The sequence below is a fragment of the Rhodococcus sp. p52 genome (assembly GCF_000763325.2).
GTDB classification, from domain to species: Bacteria; Actinomycetota; Actinomycetes; order Mycobacteriales; family Mycobacteriaceae; genus Rhodococcus; species Rhodococcus pyridinivorans.
In genome coordinates, this window is record NZ_CP016819.1 from 3,489,076 (window position 1) to 3,507,620 (window position 18,545).

At 68.0% G+C, this 18,545-nt stretch carries 19 protein-coding genes; 10 read left to right on the forward strand and 9 right to left on the reverse strand.

Annotated features, from left to right (window positions below; all coding sequences use genetic code 11):
* The first annotated feature begins 76 nt into the window (after nucleotides 1-76).
* Nucleotides 77-1,105 (forward strand): Rv2578c family radical SAM protein, encoded by a 1,029-nt coding sequence (locus IM25_RS16165; RefSeq protein WP_065996170.1) that lies wholly within the window; start codon nucleotides 77-79, stop codon nucleotides 1,103-1,105.
* 20 nt (nucleotides 1,106-1,125) lie between these two features.
* Here IM25_RS16165 and IM25_RS16170 read toward each other — a convergent pair whose 3' ends face one another.
* Nucleotides 1,126-1,569 (reverse strand): acyl-CoA thioesterase, encoded by a 444-nt coding sequence (locus tag IM25_RS16170; RefSeq protein ID WP_006551407.1) that lies wholly within the window; start codon nucleotides 1,567-1,569, stop codon nucleotides 1,126-1,128.
* Nucleotides 1,570-1,677: 108 nt separating this feature from the next.
* Nucleotides 1,678-2,142 (reverse strand): MarR family winged helix-turn-helix transcriptional regulator, encoded by a 465-nt coding sequence (locus IM25_RS16175; protein WP_033096577.1) that lies wholly within the window; start codon nucleotides 2,140-2,142, stop codon nucleotides 1,678-1,680.
* Between the two features lie 93 nt (nucleotides 2,143-2,235).
* Here IM25_RS16175 and IM25_RS16180 point away from each other — a divergent pair, with 93 nt between their 5' ends.
* Together IM25_RS16180 and IM25_RS16185 are read left to right on the forward strand one after the other, a co-directional pair.
* Nucleotides 2,236-3,261: a pirin family protein gene (locus IM25_RS16180; RefSeq protein ID WP_033096578.1), complete on the forward strand. Its 1,026-nt coding sequence runs from the start codon at nucleotides 2,236-2,238 to the stop codon at nucleotides 3,259-3,261.
* Nucleotides 3,258-4,037, forward strand: a complete 780-nt coding sequence (locus tag IM25_RS16185; protein ID WP_006551410.1) for a pirin family protein — start codon at nucleotides 3,258-3,260, stop codon at nucleotides 4,035-4,037. The genes IM25_RS16180 and IM25_RS16185 overlap by 4 nt, the downstream gene beginning before the upstream one ends.
* A 72-nt stretch (nucleotides 4,038-4,109) precedes the next feature.
* Here IM25_RS16185 and IM25_RS16190 read toward each other — a convergent pair whose 3' ends face one another.
* Together IM25_RS16190 and IM25_RS16195 are read right to left on the reverse strand one after the other, a co-directional pair.
* Nucleotides 4,110-5,123 (reverse strand): hemolysin family protein, encoded by a 1,014-nt coding sequence (locus IM25_RS16190; RefSeq protein WP_170318499.1) that lies wholly within the window; start codon nucleotides 5,121-5,123, stop codon nucleotides 4,110-4,112.
* Nucleotides 5,116-6,483, reverse strand: a complete 1,368-nt coding sequence (locus IM25_RS16195) for a hemolysin family protein (protein WP_065996171.1) — start codon at nucleotides 6,481-6,483, stop codon at nucleotides 5,116-5,118. Before IM25_RS16195 ends, IM25_RS16190 begins: the two co-directional genes overlap by 8 nt.
* A 423-nt stretch (nucleotides 6,484-6,906) precedes the next feature.
* Here IM25_RS16195 and IM25_RS27380 point away from each other — a divergent pair, with 423 nt between their 5' ends.
* Both IM25_RS27380 and IM25_RS16200 read left to right on the forward strand, forming a co-directional pair.
* The gene (locus IM25_RS27380) at nucleotides 6,907-7,029 is read left to right on the forward strand and encodes a hypothetical protein (RefSeq protein ID WP_016933989.1); all 123 of its coding nucleotides are present in this window, start codon (nucleotides 6,907-6,909) and stop codon (nucleotides 7,027-7,029) included.
* A 268-nt stretch (nucleotides 7,030-7,297) separates the two neighbouring features.
* Nucleotides 7,298-7,732, forward strand: a complete 435-nt coding sequence (locus IM25_RS16200; protein ID WP_033096579.1) for a DUF4383 domain-containing protein — start codon at nucleotides 7,298-7,300, stop codon at nucleotides 7,730-7,732.
* A gap of 48 nt (nucleotides 7,733-7,780) precedes the next feature.
* Here IM25_RS16200 and IM25_RS16205 read toward each other — a convergent pair whose 3' ends face one another.
* Nucleotides 7,781-9,514 carry a RecQ family ATP-dependent DNA helicase gene (locus tag IM25_RS16205; protein WP_052039973.1) on the reverse strand — a complete coding sequence of 578 codons (1,734 nt, stop codon included), beginning with the start codon at nucleotides 9,512-9,514 and terminating at the stop codon, nucleotides 7,781-7,783.
* A gap of 162 nt (nucleotides 9,515-9,676) precedes the next feature.
* Here IM25_RS16205 and IM25_RS16210 point away from each other — a divergent pair, with 162 nt between their 5' ends.
* Nucleotides 9,677-10,468: an SDR family NAD(P)-dependent oxidoreductase gene (locus IM25_RS16210; RefSeq protein WP_033096580.1), complete on the forward strand. Its 792-nt coding sequence runs from the start codon at nucleotides 9,677-9,679 to the stop codon at nucleotides 10,466-10,468.
* Nucleotides 10,469-10,487: 19 nt separating this feature from the next.
* Here the strand turns inward: IM25_RS16210 and IM25_RS16215 are convergent, their stop codons facing one another.
* Together IM25_RS16215 and IM25_RS16220 are read right to left on the reverse strand one after the other, a co-directional pair.
* Nucleotides 10,488-11,129 (reverse strand): hypothetical protein, encoded by a 642-nt coding sequence (locus IM25_RS16215; protein WP_033096581.1) that lies wholly within the window; start codon nucleotides 11,127-11,129, stop codon nucleotides 10,488-10,490.
* A gap of 33 nt (nucleotides 11,130-11,162) precedes the next feature.
* Nucleotides 11,163-11,666: a hypothetical protein gene (locus tag IM25_RS16220; protein WP_033096582.1), complete on the reverse strand. Its 504-nt coding sequence runs from the start codon at nucleotides 11,664-11,666 to the stop codon at nucleotides 11,163-11,165.
* Nucleotides 11,667-11,778: 112 nt separating this feature from the next.
* On the opposite strand from IM25_RS16220, the gene IM25_RS16225 reads away from it, so the two are divergent.
* A complete protein-coding gene (locus tag IM25_RS16225; protein WP_006551419.1) occupies nucleotides 11,779-12,078 on the forward strand; it encodes a protease inhibitor I42 family protein in 300 nt (99 codons plus the stop codon).
* Nucleotides 12,079-12,121: 43 nt separating this feature from the next.
* On the opposite strand, the gene ypfJ is transcribed toward IM25_RS16225, so the two are convergent.
* Nucleotides 12,122-13,039 carry a KPN_02809 family neutral zinc metallopeptidase gene (gene ypfJ / locus IM25_RS16230; RefSeq protein ID WP_024100766.1) on the reverse strand — a complete coding sequence of 306 codons (918 nt, stop codon included), beginning with the start codon at nucleotides 13,037-13,039 and terminating at the stop codon, nucleotides 12,122-12,124.
* Nucleotides 13,040-13,178: 139 nt separating this feature from the next.
* On the opposite strand from ypfJ, the gene aspS reads away from it, so the two are divergent.
* The 3 genes from aspS (at nucleotide 13,179) to IM25_RS16245 (ending at nucleotide 16,785) form a co-directional block, all read left to right on the forward strand.
* Nucleotides 13,179-14,966 carry an aspartate--tRNA ligase gene (gene aspS, locus IM25_RS16235; RefSeq protein ID WP_065996172.1) on the forward strand — a complete coding sequence of 596 codons (1,788 nt, stop codon included), beginning with the start codon at nucleotides 13,179-13,181 and terminating at the stop codon, nucleotides 14,964-14,966.
* A gap of 181 nt (nucleotides 14,967-15,147) precedes the next feature.
* Nucleotides 15,148-15,417, forward strand: a complete 270-nt coding sequence (locus tag IM25_RS16240; protein ID WP_006551422.1) for a DUF4235 domain-containing protein — start codon at nucleotides 15,148-15,150, stop codon at nucleotides 15,415-15,417.
* Nucleotides 15,418-15,621: 204 nt separating this feature from the next.
* Entirely contained in the window at nucleotides 15,622-16,785 is a 1,164-nt protein-coding gene (locus IM25_RS16245; protein WP_033096583.1) for a kinase, read from the forward strand.
* A 31-nt stretch (nucleotides 16,786-16,816) separates the two neighbouring features.
* Here the strand turns inward: IM25_RS16245 and IM25_RS16250 are convergent, their stop codons facing one another.
* The gene (locus IM25_RS16250; protein WP_033096584.1) at nucleotides 16,817-18,454 is read right to left on the reverse strand and encodes an alkaline phosphatase D family protein; all 1,638 of its coding nucleotides are present in this window, start codon (nucleotides 18,452-18,454) and stop codon (nucleotides 16,817-16,819) included.
* Nucleotides 18,455-18,545 lie beyond the last annotated feature (91 nt).

Below are 18,545 nucleotides of genomic sequence, written 5' to 3' on the forward strand. Positions count from 1 at the left end.
GAGTGCGCTCCGTCCGATCGACCACGATGCCGAACGATCTGTTGACAGCGAATAGCACACATGTTCGACTGGGGGTATGAGGTGGGCGGGTCAGACTGTGGATGCGGACGACGGAGCTCTGCCGGGCCTCGAACGGGCCGGTCTCGTCCGTAGTGTCCGCACGCCGGAGTTCGAGGGAGTCACCTTCCATGAGGTGCTGTGCAAGAGCGCGCTGAACAGGACGCCGGAGGCCTCCCGGTTGCCGTTCCGGTACACCGTCAACACGTTCCGGGGCTGCCCCCATGCCTGCCGGTACTGCTTCGCCCGGCCCACGCACGAGTACCTCGATCTCGACGGCGGGCACGACTTCGACTCGCAACTGGTCGTCAAGACCAACGTCGCCGCCGTCCTGCGCCGCGAACTCGCGCGACGATCCTGGACCCGGGAACACGTGGCGCTCGGTACCAACACCGATCCCTACCAACGGGCAGAGGGGCGCTACCGGCTGATGCCCGGAGTCATCCGGGCGTTCGCCGAATCCGGCACCCCCTTCTCCATTCTCACGAAGGGCACGCTGCTGCGCCGCGATCTTCCGCTGCTGTCGCTGGCGGCCGGTCAGGTCGATGTGTCGGTCGCGGTGTCGCTCCCGATCGGCGATCCCGAACTGGCCGCGCACATCGAACCGGGCACGCCGTCACCGAAGGCCCGTCTCGATCTCGTGAAGGCGGTCGTCGACGCCGGATTGTCGTGCCACGTCATGGTCGCTCCGGTGCTGCCCTTCCTCACCGACTCGCGACAGCACCTCGACACGCTGTTCGGCTCCCTCGCCGCCGCCGGCGCGTCGGGGGTCACCGTAATACCGCTGCACCTGCGCGGCTCGACCCGCGGGTGGTTCCTGTCGTGGCTCGCGCAGGAGCATCCTGCCCTCATGAGACGCTATCGCCGCCTCTACGGACGGGGCGCGTACGTTGCTCCGGAGTACTCGCAGTGGTTGGACGAGCGGGTCGCGCCCCTGCTCGAACGTCACCGCCTCGGGGTCCGGGCGTCCGCTCGGCGTGAGGAGAGGGGTGCGCTGCGCGCCGACGAACGCGTCCCCGAACCCGAGGCGGCGCTCACCCTGTTCTGAGGCGGTTCGTGGGCGGCGCGTCAGTCGTCGTATGCGAGCCGGACCTTCTCGAACGCCACGCGCGATGCTTCGGAGATCGGTTGCGAGCCGCCTTCGGCGGCGGTGCCGACGTCCACCGAGTCGGCGAGCGCGACGCACCGGCCGTGCTGGAACAGGGCCGAGCCGATCACCACCGACGATGTCCCGATGCGGTGGACACCGGTGGCGATGACGATGTCGTGCGGATAGAACACCTCGGCCAGGAAGTTGATCTCGATCTTCGCGAGTACCGCACGCTCGAAGGGGTAGGTATCGCCCAAGGTCGACGACACGGCTTCCATGACGAGGACGCGGGCCTGCTCGAAGTAGCGGGCGATCGAGACGTTGTTGATGTGTCCGAGCGCGTCGGTGTCGCCGAACAGGGGCGTGATCGTGCGCTGCAACGGATACAGGTCGAGCGAGGTGCGTCGCGGGTCGTGCCGCATGGGAGGTACCGCCTTCGGAGGTCGTGGCTGTGACCCGGTCAACATATCCGTGATCCGATCGACGTCCCGCTCCGGAGGTGCGGGCGGAGTTCGCTTCGGGGCGGAGGCCTACCGTCTGCCGTCGATCATGCGATCGCGCATGCGGGCGAAGACCTCGGTCATGGGGGCGATGTCGGCGGGGGAGAGCAGGTCGAACATGTTCTCGCGGACCGCCCCGACGTGGCCGGGACCCGCCTCGGCGAGTCTCGCGTAGCCGACGTCCGTGAGTTCGGCCCACGCGCCGCGTCGGTCGGATTCGCACTCCACGCGCCGCACCCACCCCGCGTTCTCCATGCGGGAGACGGCGCGGGTGATGCCGCTGCGGGTCGTGGTGCTCGCGTCCGCGAGGTCGCGCATGCGCATCCGGCGGTCGGGTGCCTCGGACAGCAGGACCAGGATCTCGAAGTCGGTGAAGGAGATGTCGGAGTCCCGCAGTAGTTGCTTGTCGAGATTCTGGAACAGCAGGCGCGTCGCATCCAGATAGGCGCGCCACAGGCGCTGTTCGTCGTCGCTGAGCCACTTCACGTCTCCCATGATCCCCAGTGTACCCGTGTTAGTTGACTGCGCAATCAAATGTGACACAATGGATAGGGTCGACCGACGGACCACCGAGAGGAGTCGAGCGGCATGAGCAACACCGACACCCGTCCCGAGGAGATCCGCTGCCGGACGGAGGACCTCCCCATCCGCGACCCGCTCCGCCCCCGCGTGGAGATCATCACCTCGCGTGAGGTCCCGCTCGGTGGCCCCCGGGCCATGCCCGTGCGCCGTACGCTTCCGCAACGGCAGCGTTCGCTGATCGGCGCGTGGTGCTTCGTCGACCATTACGGCCCCGACGACGTCTCCCGCACCGGCGGCATGGACGTCGCACCGCACCCCCACACCGGTCTGCAGACGGTGTCGTGGCTGTTCACCGGCGAGATCGAACACCGCGACAGTCACGGCGTGCACGCGATGGTCCGGCCGGGGGAGTTGAACCTCATGACCGGAGGCCACGGAATCTGTCACTCCGAGGTCTCCACCTCCGCGGCCACGACACTGCACGGCGTGCAGTTGTGGGTGGCCCTGCCCGACGCACATCGCGATGCGCCCCGCGACTTCCAGCACCACGTGCCGCCGGTCGTTCGGGTGCCCGGTGCAGAGGTCAAGGTCTTCCTCGGTTCGCTCGCCGGCGAGGAGTCGCCCGTGACGACGTACACCCCGCTGCTCGGCGCAGAGATCGTCCTGGACCCCGCGGCGAGCATCACCCTCGACGTCGACCCGTCGTTCGAGCACGGGGTGCTCGTCGACACCGGTACGGTCGCGCTGTTCGGCACCGTGCTCACGCGAGCCGCCCTCGGCTACACCGGAACCGGCGTGCCGGCCCTCGAACTGACCAACGCCACCGACGAACCCGCACGTATCGTCCTCCTCGGCGGAACACCCCTCGGCGAGGAGATCGTGATGTGGTGGAACTTCGTCGGCCGCGACCACGACGAGATCGTCGCCTACCGGGACGCCTGGGAACGCGGGTGCGATCGGTTCGGCCGCGTCTCCGGCTACACCGGGAGGGTCGAGCGTCTCCCGGCGCCGCCCCTGCCCCAGGCGCGTATCCGCCCCCGCCGCAATCCGCCCACCGCAGATCCGAACTGCCCGACACAGGACCCCGCATGAGCACCGCACCGATTCTCGACGTCCGCCGCGCGGACGACCGCCTCCACACGAAGATCGACTGGCTCGATTCGAGGCACTCCTTCTCGTTCGGCCACCACTACGATCCCGACAACACGCATTTCGGGATGCTGATGGTCAACAACGACGACATCGTCCGTCCGGGAAGCGGTTTCGACACTCACCCGCACCGCGACATGGAGATCGTCACCTGGGTGCTCCGCGGATCGCTCGTGCATCAGGACTCGACGGGGCATTCCGGGGTGATCTACCCGGGTCTCGCGCAGCGCATGAGCGCGGGCTCGGGGATCCTCCACTCCGAGAAGAACGACTCGTGGCGTCATCCCGGTGCCACTGCGTCGTATGCCGCCGAGCACGACGAACCGGTGCGGTTCGTGCAGATGTGGGTGCTGCCGGACGAAGCCGGGATCGAGCCGGGCTACGAACAACTCGAGATCGACGACGAACTGCTCTCCGGCGGACTCGTGCCGGTCGCATCCGGAATGGACGCCTACGCCGACCATTCCGCCATCCGCATCCGCAACAGATATGCCGCCATGCACGTCGCGCGGATGCGTCCGGATCGCCCCGTGACGCTGCCGGACGCACCCTTCGTGCACCTCTTCGTCGCCCGGGGCGAAGCCGCACTCGAGGGAGCCGGACCTCTCGCTCAAGGAGACGCAGCGCGGATCGCCGGAGGTGGCGGCCGACAGCTCACCACAGCCACCGGCGCCGAGATCATCGTCTGGGAGATGCACGCCGCACTCGGACACTCCTGAACGGTCCCGGCCGGGGCAGGAAACGACGTCAGGCCCGTCCCGGAGATCCGGGACGGGCCTGACGTCGGTACGTCAGCTCGTGGCGCCGCTCATCGGCAGTAGCCGGGCCAGGACGTCCGAGAGGGTGATCAATCCGACGATCCGTCCGTTCTCGGTGACGGTGACCAGATGGTTCCTGGTCTCCCGCATCGTCGTCAGCGCCTCGTAGACCGGCGTCGCGGCGTCGATCGTCAGCGCGGGGCGCATCAGTTCGGTCGCCGTGGTTCCGGGTGCGGCCTGGAGGCTGTCGCGCACGTGCACGACACCGTCCACGTGGCCGTTGTCGCGCACGAGCAGCCGGAGGTGCCCGGTGCGATGGGCCGTCTCACGGATCTCGACGGCCGTCGAGGTCGGCTTCACGCTGCTCGGCTCGGCCTGCGGCGTGACGATCTCGCCGAGCGTGAGCGTCTCGAGCTCCAGCGCGCTGCTCAGGTGCCCGTGATAGCGCTCGTCGAGCGTGCCGACGGTGGCCGAGTGCTCGACCAGGTGCCGCAGCGCATCGGGATCCTGACCTTCGGCGACCTGATCCACCGGGTCCACACCGACCTTTCGCAGACACCAGTTCGCCATATGATTCAACCGGACGATCAACGGCCGGGTCACCCACATGAACGCGCGCATCGGCAGCGCCAGCATCGTGGCGGACTTCTCCGGGTGGGCGATCGCCCACGACTTCGGTGCCATCTCGCCGACGACGAGGTGCAGGAACGTCACGATGATCAGCGCAAGGACGAAGCCGGCCACGTCCGCGAGCCACAGCGGCGCGCCCCAGTTCTCGAACAACGGCGTGAGCCAGTGGTGCACTGCGGGTTTCGTCGTCGCACCGAGTGCGAGCGTGCACACCGTGATACCGAGCTGGGATCCCGCGAGGAGCACCGACAGTTCGGACGCGCTGCGCAGGGCGGCCCGCGCCGAGCGGCTCGACGTCGCTGCGTCCTCGAGTCGGTGTCGTCGCGCCGCGATGAGCGCGAACTCGACCGCGACGAAGAACGCGCTGGCGGCGATCAGGCCGATCGTCACCACCGCGACGACCACAGGATTACTCATTGCCGGTCACCTCGTCCGTCAGAACGGTCACGCGCACGGACGACGGCACGTGCTTGTCGATGTCGCGTACCTCGGCCACCAGGGTCCTGTGGATCGGGCCGTCCCCGTTCAGCAGTTCGGCGGGATCCGGATCCAGTGTGATCCGGACGGTGTCACCCACCTCGGGGAGGCCACCGAACTCGGTGATGACCAAGCCGGCGAGCGTCTCGTAGTCGCCCTCGGGCAGTTCGTGGTCGAGGGTGCGGGCCACCTCGTCGATGTGTGCGTCGCCGCGGACGATCCAGCCGTCGCCCTCGGGGCGGATGACCTCGGCGGCCATCGCAGAATCGTGCTCGTCGGCGATCTCGCCGACCAGTTCCTCCGCGATGTCCTCGAGGGTGACGACGCCGGCGAACCCGCCGTACTCGTCGATCACCAGTGCCATCTCGTCCTCGGCCCGGGCCAGTTCGGTGAGAACCTCCGGCAGTGCCAGCGTGGCCGGCACGATCACGGGGGGGCGGCAGCCCCCCGCGGCCGTGCCCGTCGGGGTGTCGAGGCCGAGGAGGTCGTGCAGGTGCACGACACCGCGCAGATCGTCGGACGAGGTGCCCACCACGGGGTATCGGGTGTGCCCCTCGCTCATCTTGTCGAGGATGGTGGCGACCGGCTCGTCCAGTTCGACGACGTCGACCCGCGACCGCGGGATCATCGCGTGTTCGGCGGTCCGGGTCGGGAACTCGAGGATCCGGTCGAGGAGGGTGGACAATTCCGGCGGAAGTTCGCCGGTCTCGCGCGACGCGGCCACGATGTGTTCGAGGTCGCGTGGTGTCGCGGAGTGCTCGACGTCGTGTACCGGCTCGATGCGCAATGCGCGTAGCAGGAGATTCGACGACGCGTCGAAGAGTTTGATCAGCCATCCGAAGACGGCGAGATAGGCGCTCGTCGACAGGGCGAGGCGGCGTGCGACCGGTTCGGGACGGGCAATGGCGAGGTTCTTCGGTACCAGTTCACCGAAGACCATCTGGACCACCGTCGAGAAGAGCACGGCCAGCACGGTGCCGACGGCGACACCCACCGCGGTGGGGATACCCACCCCGCCGAGCAGTTCGCCGAGACCGCTACCGATCAGCGGTTCCGCGACGTAGCCGACGAGCAGGCCGGTGACGGTGATGCCGAGCTGAGCGCCCGAAAGCATGAAGGAGGTGCGGCGGGTGACCGCCAGTGCGCGGGCCGCAGCCGAGTCACCGCCTTCGGCGCGGGCCTTCAGGCGGGAGCGGTCGACGGCCATGTACGCGAATTCCTGCGCGACGAAGTAGCCGGTCAGTGCGGTGATGGCGAGAACGACAAGAATGCCGGCCGCGATTCCGAGGGCGGTCAGCACTTCGGGGACCGGGCTCGGGTGACGAGCAGAGCGTCATATCTGGGCGGGACGGGTCTTCGAGGTTTTCGCTTGGGGCGTTTCATGACTCCCTCGGGGTCGGGCGGGCAGGTGTACTCACAGGATAGGACGAACGGGCACCGGCGGAAGTTCCCCCCGCGGGGTGGAGATATGGTCACAAGGCGATCTTGTAATATGGGAGTCTTCCCCGAATAGGCCGTATTGTCCGGCCTGGAAACTCCCCGAATAATACGACATATCGGGCCGATTTTCACCGAACTTTCCATATTTCCCCTGCTAGGGCCGATTTGTGTTCCGGATTACAATTCTTCGCGCTGCGCAGCTGTCGAATGCAGGTAACAATTGGATCGCGTGTCGACGCGAGTCGTCACAACTTCGATGTCGTTCCATTGATGGGAGAAGCCCGTGCCTGCACTCGAGTTCCTTGTCGACCTCTTCGGTAACCTGTCCGACCTGTTCGACGTGCTGAACTTCTTCACCGGTTCTGCTGATGCGGCCGGCGATGCGTTCGGCAGCAGCCAGGCCTGAGCCTCGCAGACTCGAAGGCCCGCGGGTTGATCCCGCGGGCCTTCGTCGTGTCCGGACACGGTCGTGTCCGTCCGGCCAGAGGGTGGAGTGCCGTCCCCGCCCTCGGCCGCCGTTCTCGACCTCCATCCTCGAACACGGAAACCGACGTTTGGGTTCGTTCGGTCACGGCTAACCGGGGAATGTAATTCGGACCACTCGACCCGAACGGACGTTCGGTGAGAGGACGCGGAACATGACATCTCGAACCCCAAGCCCCGGCCGTGGCTCGATGACGGCAACACCGGTGCAGACTGCGGCGCTCGTGGTGGGCGCTGTCTTCCTCCTGGTGGGCATCCTCGGCTTCATCCCGGGGGTCACGTCGGACTACGATCAACTCTCGGGCGCAGGCCATCATTCCGAAGCCATGCTCCTGGGGATCTTCCAGGTCTCCATCCTGCACAACATCGTGCACCTGTTGTTCGGTGTCCTGGGGCTCGCTGCGGCCCGGGCCGTGGCAACCGCCCGCAGTTTCCTGATCATCGGCGGTGGGATCTACCTGGTGCTCTGGATCTACGGCCTGATCATCGACAAGGACAGCGGCGCCAACTTCGTGCCGGTGAACTCCGCGGACGACTGGCTGCACTTCGTCCTGGGCGTGGGCATGATCGCGCTCGGTGTGCTCCTGACACGCACGCGGACCACCCCCGGCACGGTTCGCCCCTGATCCGTACTCACCCGTCGTGATGACGGGATCCGGAGAACCCGTGGCCCCTCACGCCACGGGTTCTTCGGCATGGGCAGGTACGGGCTCTGCCGGTGCGGGGTCGTCGACCTTCAGCACCCCCGACTCGGCGACTGCATCGAGCGACAGTGTCCGATAACCCTCGCTGTCGAACAGGACGGTGACGCGATCGTGCTCGCAGGTCATCACCACTCCCGGTCCCCACTCGGCATGCACGACATGCGTGTTCGGGGCGAACACGGACGTCTCGCAGTACGCCGGGGCAGTATCGGCGCCCCGAAGCACGGATACCGTCGCAACCTCGTCGGACGCGCCGTCCCGGCAGGTGTCGCACCGGCCGCAGGGGTCGGACAGCGTCTCGCCGAAGTACCCGAGCAGGAACCGGCGGCGGCAACCGCGAGTCTCGGCGTAGCCCCGCATCATCTCGACCCGCGATCGGTCCAGTCGTTCGCCCGACGCGGCCGTCTCGCGTGCGTGCTCGACCGCCTTCCGTCGGGGGATGTCGGCGGCGGAGAGTCCACGCCGGCCGGAGACGAGCGCTCCGCACCGTTCGAGCAGGTTCACCGCGTTGGCCAGTCTCCGCCCCCGCACGTCGAGCTCGGTACGCAGCCGTCCGAGCCTCATCGGCGACGCGGAGCGGACCGCCGAGAACACCCGGCCGATCAGCTCCTCGTCGGGGTTGTGGGTGGTGAAGAAGGTCGCGAGCGACAAATCCTCGGGACGGTAGAACATCAGGACGGTGGCCGGCTCCCCGTCGCGTCCGGCGCGCCCGATCTGCTGGTAGTAGGAATCGACCGAGTCCGGTATCGAGGCGTGCACGACGAAACGCACGTCCGGCTTGTCGATGCCCATACCGAAGGCGGAGGTCGCCACCACGACATCGCAGCGACCGTCGAGGAATCCGAGGTGAACGTCCCCGCGCTCGGCCGCGCGCATCCCGGCGTGATACGGGCACGCGTCGATCCCGCGTTCACGCAGGGTCTCGGCGTATCGCTCGGTGTCCTTGCGGGTCGCGGCGTACAGAATGCCGGGACCGGGCAGGGACGCCACGGCCTCGACGACGGCGCGCCGCTTCTCGCCGTCGTCAGTGTGCCTGCGCACCTCGATGTCGAGATTCGGGCGGTCGAAACCACCGGCGACGACGAGCGGATCCCGCATGCGCAACGCCTCGACGATGTCCTCGCGGACCGGGGGTGAGGCGGTTGCGGTGAGCGCGACGACGGGTGGCCGGCCCAGGGCCTCGGCCACGTCTCCCAGGCGTAGATATTCCGGCCTGAAGTCATGGCCCCACATGGCGACACAGTGCGCTTCGTCGACGACGAGGAGCGAGACCTCCACGCTTCTCAGACGCTCCAGGACCTCGTCCTTGGCGAGCTGCTCGGGGGCGAGGAAGACGTAGTCGGCATCGTGTTCGAGCACGGCCCGCCAGTTCGCCTCGTTCTCCGACTCGCGCTGGCGCGAATTGATCGCGACCGCCTCGGGTGCCTCCGAGTGGTCCAGACCGGCGATCTGATCGTTCTGGAGCGCGATCAAGGGCGAGACGACGACCGTTACCCCCGGTAGCAGCAGCGAGGGCACCTGATAGATCGCGGACTTCCCGGACCCGGTGGCCATCACGGCGAGGACGTCGCGTCCGCCCAGCAGCGGAACCATCGCGTCCAGTTGTTCGGGACGCAGCGTGTCCCAGCCGAACACCTTCTGCGCGGCGGCGCAGAGTTCCTCGCGTGCATCCTCCGATGCAATGTCGGACGACGACCGATACATCTTGTGCTGCAAGTGGACTCCAGAACTCGGAAGGGACTGCGCGCGCAGGGTGCCCTCCGCATACCCGAGGACGTGCCCGCCCCAAACGGTTGCGAGATCCCGGCGCCGTGTCGACCCGGCGGGGTGTGGGTATCCGCGAGCCAGACGTGCCGAGGAGGAGATATGAACGACGCTCGACCTCTCGCTCTGGTGACCGGAGCATCGCGAGGCATAGGCCGGGAGTTGGCGGCCCTGTTCGCGGCCGACGGATACGACCTCGTGCTCGCGGCGAGATCGGACACTCTGGACGAGGTCGCCGCTGACCTGCGGACGTCCGGCGCGGAGGTGGTGTCGGTCCACGCGGATCTGAGGACTCCGGAAGGGGTCCGGGCGGTCCACGAGGCTGCGACGGCCGGAGGTCGCGTCCCGGCGGCGGCTGCGCTCAACGCCGGTGTCGGGATCGGCGGGGCGTTCGTCGACGCAGAGCTCGGGGACGTCCTCTCGATCGTCGATGTCAACGTGCGCTCGACGGTGCATCTGGCGCACCTGCTGCTGAACGACATGCTGCGGGCGGGCTCGGGCCGGATGCTCGTCACCTCGTCGGTGGTGTCGAAGATGCCCGGCCCCTACCAGGCCGTGTACAACGCGTCCAAGGCCTTCGTGCAGTCCTTCACCGACGGCGTCCGCAAGGAACTCGACGGTAGCGGGGTCACGCTCACCGCGATGCTCCCCGGTGCCACCGACACCCACTTTTTCGCACGTGCCGGGATGCTCGACACGATCCTCGGGAAGGCGCCCAAGGACGATCCTGCGCACGTCGCGCGCGACGGTTATGCCGCTCTGATGCGCGGCGAGGCGACTGTGGTGCCCGGCTCCGTGCTCGCGAAATCCATGGCGGTCTTCGGCACGGTGGCGCCCGACGCGGTGACCTCGGCGGTTCACCGGGTCCTGGCCAAGCCTCGATCGGGGCGATGATCCGCGACGGCAGGACCGCTCAGTCGGATCGCGTCCGCACTGCCGGGCGGGTGGGGTGGTCGTAGCGCACCAGGACGTCCGCGTCCGCTCCTGCATGTTCGAGCACTGCATGTTCGAGCACCGCGTCATGTTCGAGCACCGCGTCGATCGTCCAGTGATCCTCGGGGTGCGTGCGCCTTTCGAGCGCGCCCCGGGACATCGTCAGGACGACGGTGACATCGAAGTCGAGACCACGGCCGAGAAGCATAGGGCCGGCGACGACGAGGATCTGGTCCTCCGCCGCTCGACGCGGGCGCTCGCGCGCCGAACGGTCGGTGCGTTCGTCCCACAGCCGCGGAAGCCATCGTCGATGTTCGTGTACCGCGCGCAGCACCTCTCGGTCGACCGCGGCGTAGTCGAACCAGTCGTGGCGGTAGCTGTACGGATCGGTCCGTCCGTGCTCGAGCCGGAGCGATGCGGGCCGGACGAAATCGTGGAGATCGACGACGTCCGCTGCGCGGCCCCGCGTTCTCAGTTCCGTCGCGACACGCTGTGCGAATTCCACCGGGTCTGCCGCGTCCGGTGCGCTCACGGCGATGCACACGCTTCCGGTGAGCGCCTCGGCGCGATCGGCGACGGAGGCCGTGAGTATCTCGGGGGTCAGGGGAGTGAAGGCGGGCATCGCTCGCCGTTCACGCCCATCCGCGTATGGGGGTCACCAGGGCGGTGTGTCGTTCCCGTCCGGTACCGGGGTGTCGAGAAGCCGGTCGAGCCAGAGCACCGCCTCGACCAGCGCTTCCATCTGCGACGCCCAGTCCATGGCGAAGACCACTTCGTCGAGTTCGCTGCGGGCCGCGACCGAGTCGCCGGCGAGCGCGTCGACGACCGCTTTCATCACGGTGCTCTCCGGCTGCGGGAGTTCCTCCGGCCGGACGTGACGGCCGCTCTCGGTCCGGATGGTCAGTTCGAAGCTCTCGTCGCCACGCACCTGCGGGCCGATCTTGTCGACGACGACGTCGGCGATCGTCGAGACCGTCCACCTCAGCACGTTCCCGTAGAGCGGGGGAGTGATCTGTGACGGCGGGTCCGAACCGGGGCTCGACACCAGCGCCGCGACCTCTTCGGCCAGTTCGCTGTAGCCGTTCTCGTGTGCGAGAGCGAGAAGGCGTCCTCCCATCACCGCGTCGCTGCGTGTGATTCCGGCTCGTTCTTCGTGCATGCAGAACGAATGCCCCGTTTTGTGTCCCATCACACATCGCGGTCGCGACGGGTGTGCTAGCGCCATGGTCACGAGAGTGAGGAAAATCACATTCGCGGGCTATCCTGAGGTCATGAAGCACATCGCCACTGGTCCGAAGGATGTCACGGTCGGTGTCGGGGACACGATCGAACTGCATCTCCCTGAGAACACCTCCCGGGACTACTGCTGGTCGACGTCGAGGGTCGGAGAGGGACTCGTCCTTCGCGACATCCGATTCCTGCCGTCGAAAAACCCGTTGCCGGGAGGGACCGGCGAGCGGGTCTTCTGTTTCAAGGCGCGCCGCGCCGGTACCTGGCCCATCTCGCTGCGCATGCGGAAGCATGCCGACCTGGTCGCCGACCGCGCGAACATGACCGTCACCGTCGCGTGACGGCGTCCCGGCGCTCGCTCTGCGGTTCACGACACCGCGGAACTCAGCGCAGTGCCGGCGGGTTGTCGAGATCGCGTGCCGAGTAGGTGTCACACGCGTCGACCCGGCCGGTGCGGTATCCGGCCAGGAACCAGGCCTGACGCTGCTCGGACGACCCGTGAGTCCATCCCTCCGGGTTCACCCGGCCGGTGGCGGCCCGCTGGATCCGGTCGTCGCCGACGGCCGACGCGGCCGACAGTGCGTCGCGGATGTCGGTGTCGGTGAGCGGCACGAGGAAGGGCTCTCCGGTGGTCGGCTCGGGCAGCTTGTCGGCATGGTAGGCCCACACCCCGGCGTAGCAGTCGGCCTGCAGTTCCGTACGGACAGCGCCGGATTCGGGGCCGCGCGGGTCGGCCTGTGCGCGACCGAGATCGCCGAGCTGGTTCTGCAGGTGGTGCCCGAACTCGTGGGCGACGACGTATTCCTGCGCGAGCGGACCTCCACTGGCGCCGAACCGTGTCTCGAGTTCGTCGAAGAAGCTGGTGTCGAAGTAGGCGGTCCGGTCCGCCGGGCAGTAGAAGGGCCCGATGTCGCTGGTGGCGTTGCCGCAACCGGTGGACGTGGCCGAGGTGAAGATCTCGACCTCCGGCTGCACATAGGCCACGCCGGTCTGTGTCGCGAACTGCTGCTCCCACACCGAGTCGAGCGACCCGACGGTGTAGAGCACCCGGCAGTCGACGTTCTCGTTCGCGGCGCTGCCACCGACCTCGCACTGTTCGAGTGCGCTCTCGGCTTGCGGATCGCCGGAGGTGTCGGGCATTCCCGAGCCGAGCAGCGAGGACGGATCGCCGCCGAACAGCAGCGCCAGGATGATGACGATCAGGCCGCCGGCCCCGCCACCGAGAGCGAGCTTTCCGCCACGCCCACCGCCGCCGGTACGGACACGGCCCGCATCCATGCGTGCACCTTCTCTGAACGTCATCGCCGCCGCTTTCTCCTGTGTTCGTCGGATTCGGACAAGCTTGGCACGAACTATTCGGTACGGGTGCGCTCGGGCCGATCGTGTCTTTCGTAGGATTACAGCCGACGAACCCGTCGCTGATCGTTTCGAAAGGAATTCCGTGCTGCGCACCCATCTCGCCGGCTCGTTGCGAGCCGAGCACGCCGAGCAGACAGTCACCCTCACCGGTTGGGTTGCCCGGCGACGCGATCACGGCGGGGGCATCTTCATCGACCTGCGCGACGCCTCGGGTGTCTCGCAGGTGGTCTTCCGCAGCGCCGGCGTCCTCGAGCAGGCGCACCGGCTCCGCGCGGAGTACTGCGTCCGGATCACCGGCAAGGTGGAGGTCCGCCCCGAGGGCAACCAGAACTTCGAGATCCCGACCGGTGCGATCGAGGTCGACGCCTCCGAGCTCGTGGTTCTCAACGAGGCCGCCCCGCTGCCGTTCCAGCTCGACGATCAGGTCGGCGAGGAAGCGCGCCTGAAGTACCGCTACCTGGATCTGCGTCGCGAGAAGCCGGGCAAGACCATCCGTCTGCGCAGCAAGGTCAACGCTGCTGCCCGCGCGGTGCTCGCCCACCACGAGTTCGTGGAGGTCGAGACCCCGACCCTCACCCGCTCCACGCCGGAGGGTGCGCGCGACTTCCTGGTCCCGGCCCGCCTGCAGCCCGGTAACTTCTACGCTCTGCCGCAGTCCCCGCAGCTGTTCAAGCAGCTGCTCATGGTCGGTGGCATCGAGCGCTACTACCAGATCGCCCGCTGCTACCGCGACGAGGACTTCCGCGCCGACCGTCAGCCCGAGTTCACCCAGCTCGACATCGAGATGGCGTTCGTCAATCAGGACGACGTGATCCTCCTCGCCGAGGAGGTGCTGCACGCGTTGTGGCGCCTGGTGGGCTACGAACTCGAGACCCCGATCCCGCGGATGACCTACGCCGAGGCCATGCGCCGTTTCGGCACCGACAAGCCGGATCTGCGTTTCGGCATCGAACTCGTGGAGTGCAAGGAGTTCTTCAAGGACACCACCTTCCGCGTCTTCCAGGCCGAGTACGTCGGTGCCGTCGTCATGCCCGGTGGCGCGAGCCAGCCGCGTCGTCAGCTCGACGCATGGCAGGAGTGGGCCAAGCAGCGCGGTGCCAAGGGTCTCGCCTACGTGCTCGTCGGTGAGGACGGCACGTTGAGCGGTCCGGTCGCCAAGAACCTCACCGACGCCGAACGCGAGGGTCTCGCCGCGCACGTGGGCGCGAACCCCGGCGACTGCATCTTCTTCGCCGCCGGTCCCACCAAGCAGATGCGTGCACTGCTCGGCGCCGCCCGCGACGAGATCGCCCGCAAGCTCGATCTGATCGATCCGAACGCATGGGCGTTCGTGTGGGTGGTCGACGCCCCGCTGTTCGAGCCGGCGGCCGACGCGACCGCGAGCGGTGATGTGGCCCTCGGTCATTCGGCGTGGACCGCGGTGCACCACGCGTTCACCTCGCCCAAGCCCGAGTACATCGACACCTTCGATACCGATCCGGGTTCGGCGCTGGCGTACGCCTACGACATCGTCTGCAACGGCAACGAGATCGGTGGCGGCTCGATCCGTATCCACCGCCCCGACATCCAGGAGCGGGTGTTCAAGGTGATGGGCATCTCGGAGGAGGAAGCGAACGAGAAGTTCGGCTTCCTGCTCGAGGCGTTCAAGTACGGCGCGCCCCCGCACGGCGGCATCGCCTTCGGCTGGGACCGCATCACCGCGCTGCTCGCCGGGATGGACTCGATCCGCGAGGTCATCGCGTTCCCCAAGTCCGGTGGCGGTGTCGATCCGCTGACCGATGCACCCGGCCCGATCACGCCGGAGCAGCGCAAGGAGACAGGCATCGACTTCGTGCCCGAACCCGAGACCGAGGGCGCCGACAAGGCCTGATCACCCGTAGCTGTCGATGGCGCGGTGTCGCCCGTCTCCGGACGGGGGCACCGCGCCGTCGTGTGTGCCGTCCGGTGGTGCTCCCGAGTGAGGTTCGTGGGCCCGATGAGGTTTGTGAGGATCCTGCCCGGGTACTCCGTCGGTCCGGCGCCAACGGGGGCGACGGATCGAGGAGGTATCCATGGCCGACGCACGCGTGATCTTCTACAAGCCGCTCGCTCTCGCAGCCAGTGTGGGAGGAGGCATCCTCGCCGGAGCCGTCTTCAATCAAGTGTGGAAGAAGGTCGGCGGCAGTGACGAACGGCCCGAACCGCAGGATCTGTCGCAGCGCACCCGGGACGTGCTGATCGCGGCCGCCCTCCAGGGTCTGATCTTCGGTGTCGTGAAGGCTGCGGTAGATCGTGGCACCGCCCGTGGTTTTCAGAAGGTGACACACGTTTCACCGGAATGATCGTGACGTGTCCCGATCGTGATCGGCGTCCGAGGAGCGGAGCGGCCGGGGCGCGGACGGGGACACACCCGGATGAACAGCGATTTCCCCTCGCAAAGCAGACAAAAGCGACCTGGTGGGCCGGGCACGGGTGAAGAAGGTCCTGCTCGATCCGAGCATTGTGGAGGACCTCGTCGTGACCGAGAACCTGTAGATTGGGCAGTGATGACCGCAACATTGGCAGACCCCGTGTCCGAGGTGGTTCACGCCGCCGAAGCGCTGCTCACCCGCCGTACCGGCGCCACGGTGACCCTGACCGATCCGGTGGATCTCGGGGGCAGTGGCCGCTCGATGGTCGTACGGGTACGAGTGGCCGCCAATCCGTTCTCGCTCCCGCGCACTCTCGTCCTCAAGCAGGTACCGCCCTCGCGTGGCACCGGCCACGTCGACTTCCGCGGTTCCGAGACGGACGAGCAGATCGCCTTCCTCCGCGAGGCGGTCTCCTACCAGTTCACGACGGCCCTCGCGAAGGATCACCGTCCGGGTGCCGAACTGCTCGCCTACGACTTCGACGCCCGCCTGCTGGTCCTCAGCGACCTCGGCGACGCGACCACCCTGTCGGAGGTGCTCCGCAACAGTTCCGAGGCCGCCGGGAACACCCTGATGGCCCTGGCTCAGGCACTCGGACGCATGCATGCGGCGACCGTCGGCCGCGAGGAGGACTTCGCGGCGCTGCTGCGTCGCGCCGACGTCGCGCGGGTCGCCGACGCCGTGTCCCAGCAGGCCCTCGATGCCGTGCGGGGTGTGCCCGAGCTCCTCGAGGCCGACTTCGGCCTGTCGGTGCCCGAGTCGGTACGCGAGCGTGCCGAGCGGGCGTCCAAGCTGTTCACCGGCGGGCGGTTCCGGGCCTTCAGCCCGTCCGACCTGTGCCCCGACAACATCGTGGTCGGCGACGAGGGTGTGCAGTTCCTCGACTACGAATGGGGCGGCTTCCGCGACGCGACCCTGGACATCGCGTACGCCCTCAGTTCCTTCCCGCTGTGCCTGTGCTCGGTGCCGCTGTCCGTCGATCGCATCCGTGCGATGGCCGACGCGTGGCGCGCCGAGGTCGTCGCCATGTGGCCGCAGCTGGCCTACGACGAGGTGCTCGAGGAGCGGCTGCTCGACGCACTGCTCGCGTGCATCTGGCTGAGCACGCACCTGTTCCTGCCCGAGGACCATGCCCGGATCGCCTCGGTACGCGAACACGGACTGTCTGTGCCGCGCATCCCCGCGCTCCGCGCCCGTTGGTCGCTGCTCGCCGAGTTCGCCACCGCGACAGGCCACGACGACGTCGCCGCGCACGCCCGCGACGTGCTCGCCCACCTCGAGGACCGCGCCGCCGGCTAGAGCGACCGATCCGCCAGGTGCCGACCGGCGTCTACACCAGCGGAGCGGCGGGTTCGATCCTCGTCGCGCCGTCGGCCACCCGGTATCCCGCGGCGCGGCGCGCGTCCGTGTTCGGATCCGTGCGGTCGCCGATGAAGAACCACTCCATCTGCGTCGCATCGGGAGTCACGTCGAGTACCCCGTAACCGTGCGAATCGAGTTCGACGAACTGCACGTGCCGGTTGGCCGCGGTCGCCGTCGCCTCCAGCGCGGGCGACAGGCTCCGCGGAGGCACACCGAGCAACTCGTCGATGTTCGCCGACGTCACCGACGGAACCACGAACTCCGTGGCGACGGTGCCCGCACCCGGATAGTCGGCAGCGTCCATCGGGACGTCCATCGCCCAGGAGGTGTGGATGTCGCCCGTGAGGAAGACGACGTTGCGCAGTCCCGCCGCCGTGATGGTGTCCATCAACCGTCGACGGTCGGCGGTGTAGCCGTCCCACTGATCGGTGTTGAAGGGCAGTCCGCCGGCCGGCACTCCGACGAGTTCGGTCAGTGCTCCGGTGGTCCGCGGATCGAGCGGTGGTAACACGATCGGCGAGAACATCACCGAATTGCCGATCAACTGCCATCGTGTGGGGGAGGTCGCCAGCCCGGCGGTGAGCCATTCCATCTGGTCCCGGCCGGTCATCGTGCGCCCCGGATCGTCGACCTGCCGTCCGACTGCGAGGACTTGCTGGGAACGGTAGCTCCGCAGATCCAGCATCGACAGTTCGGCGAGCCGTCCGTACCGCAGGCGCCGGTAGAGTCGGCCGCCGTTCGGACGCACCGGCATCCACTCGTCGTAGGCCTGCACCGATGCGGCCTTGCGAGAGGCCCAGTCGCCCTCGACGAGCGGATCGTGGTTCTCCGCCCCACCCGCCCACGCGTCGTTCGCCGCCTCGTGGTCGTCCCAGATCACGATCCACGGCACCTTCGCGTGCAGCGCCTGCAGGTTCGGATCGGTCTTGTACTGCGCGTGCCGGATGCGGTAGTCGGCGAGACTCACGATCTCGTGGGCGGGCTCGTGCGTCCGGACGCCCCGCCCACCGGCGACGGGGAACTTCCCGGCCGCGTACTCGTACAGATAGTCGCCGAGGTGCACCACGGCGTCGAGATCGTCGCGTGCGGCGAGGTGGCGGTAGGAGGAGAAGAAACCGCCCTCCCAGTCGGCGCACGACACGACCCCGAAGCGCAGGCGTGCGACCGCAGCGTCGGGCGAGGGCGCGGTGAACGTCCTGCCGGTCGGGGAGACGGCACCGCCGGCGCGGAATCGATAGAAGTAGGTCGTGCCCGGTACGAGCCCGCGGGCGTCGACCTTGACCGTGTGGTCGGAGACGGAACTCGCTGTCACCGTCCCACTCGCGACCAGCGTGTCGAAGCTGTTGCTGCGGGCGAGTTCCCAGGTGACCGGGACGTCCGGTCCCGCACCCGAGCCGGGTGTCGCCTCCGGCGAGGGTGTCACCCGCGTCCACAGGATCACCGCGTCGGGCAACGGATCTCCCGACGCGACGCCGTGCGCGAAGACGGCGGGGGATGCCTGCGCGTGCTGAGTGGTCGAGGCGAAGGCCGCCGCACCTGCGGCGAGGATCGACGACCGGAGCACGGCGCGACGGGACACATGTTCGGCGGACGGTGTCGTGGCCACGACCAAGATCCGACCACACGGTCGGTCATCCGTCCACGCGAACGACGAACACCGCCGTCGACCGGGCGTCGGCGCGAGCTTGTAGCGTCGG

What these genes read in the sequence shown, in the direction of transcription:
- IM25_RS16210 (WP_033096580.1), top strand. Translation starts at nt 9,677, where the DNA reads ATGAACGACGCTCGACCTCTCGCTCTGGTGACCGGAGCATCGCGAGGC.
- IM25_RS16240 (WP_006551422.1), top strand. Translation starts at nt 15,148, where the DNA reads ATGGCCGACGCACGCGTGATCTTCTACAAGCCGCTCGCTCTCGCAGCC.
- IM25_RS16215 (WP_033096581.1), bottom strand. Translation starts at nt 11,129, where the DNA reads ATGCCCGCCTTCACTCCCCTGACCCCCGAGATACTCACGGCCTCCGTC.
- IM25_RS16175 (WP_033096577.1), bottom strand. Translation starts at nt 2,142, where the DNA reads ATGGGAGACGTGAAGTGGCTCAGCGACGACGAACAGCGCCTGTGGCGC.
- IM25_RS16245 (WP_033096583.1), top strand. Translation starts at nt 15,622, where the DNA reads ATGACCGCAACATTGGCAGACCCCGTGTCCGAGGTGGTTCACGCCGCC.
- IM25_RS16165 (WP_065996170.1), top strand. Translation starts at nt 77, where the DNA reads ATGAGGTGGGCGGGTCAGACTGTGGATGCGGACGACGGAGCTCTGCCG.
- IM25_RS16185 (WP_006551410.1), top strand. Translation starts at nt 3,258, where the DNA reads ATGAGCACCGCACCGATTCTCGACGTCCGCCGCGCGGACGACCGCCTC.
- IM25_RS16170 (WP_006551407.1), bottom strand. Translation starts at nt 1,569, where the DNA reads ATGCGGCACGACCCGCGACGCACCTCGCTCGACCTGTATCCGTTGCAG.
- IM25_RS16205 (WP_052039973.1), bottom strand. Translation starts at nt 9,514, where the DNA reads ATGTATCGGTCGTCGTCCGACATTGCATCGGAGGATGCACGCGAGGAA.
- IM25_RS16220 (WP_033096582.1), bottom strand. Translation starts at nt 11,666, where the DNA reads ATGCACGAAGAACGAGCCGGAATCACACGCAGCGACGCGGTGATGGGA.
- IM25_RS16190 (WP_170318499.1), bottom strand. Translation starts at nt 5,123, where the DNA reads ATGAGTAATCCTGTGGTCGTCGCGGTGGTGACGATCGGCCTGATCGCC.
- IM25_RS16200 (WP_033096579.1), top strand. Translation starts at nt 7,298, where the DNA reads ATGACGGCAACACCGGTGCAGACTGCGGCGCTCGTGGTGGGCGCTGTC.
- IM25_RS16180 (WP_033096578.1), top strand. Translation starts at nt 2,236, where the DNA reads ATGAGCAACACCGACACCCGTCCCGAGGAGATCCGCTGCCGGACGGAG.
- IM25_RS16225 (WP_006551419.1), top strand. Translation starts at nt 11,779, where the DNA reads ATGAAGCACATCGCCACTGGTCCGAAGGATGTCACGGTCGGTGTCGGG.
- ypfJ (WP_024100766.1), bottom strand. Translation starts at nt 13,039, where the DNA reads ATGACGTTCAGAGAAGGTGCACGCATGGATGCGGGCCGTGTCCGTACC.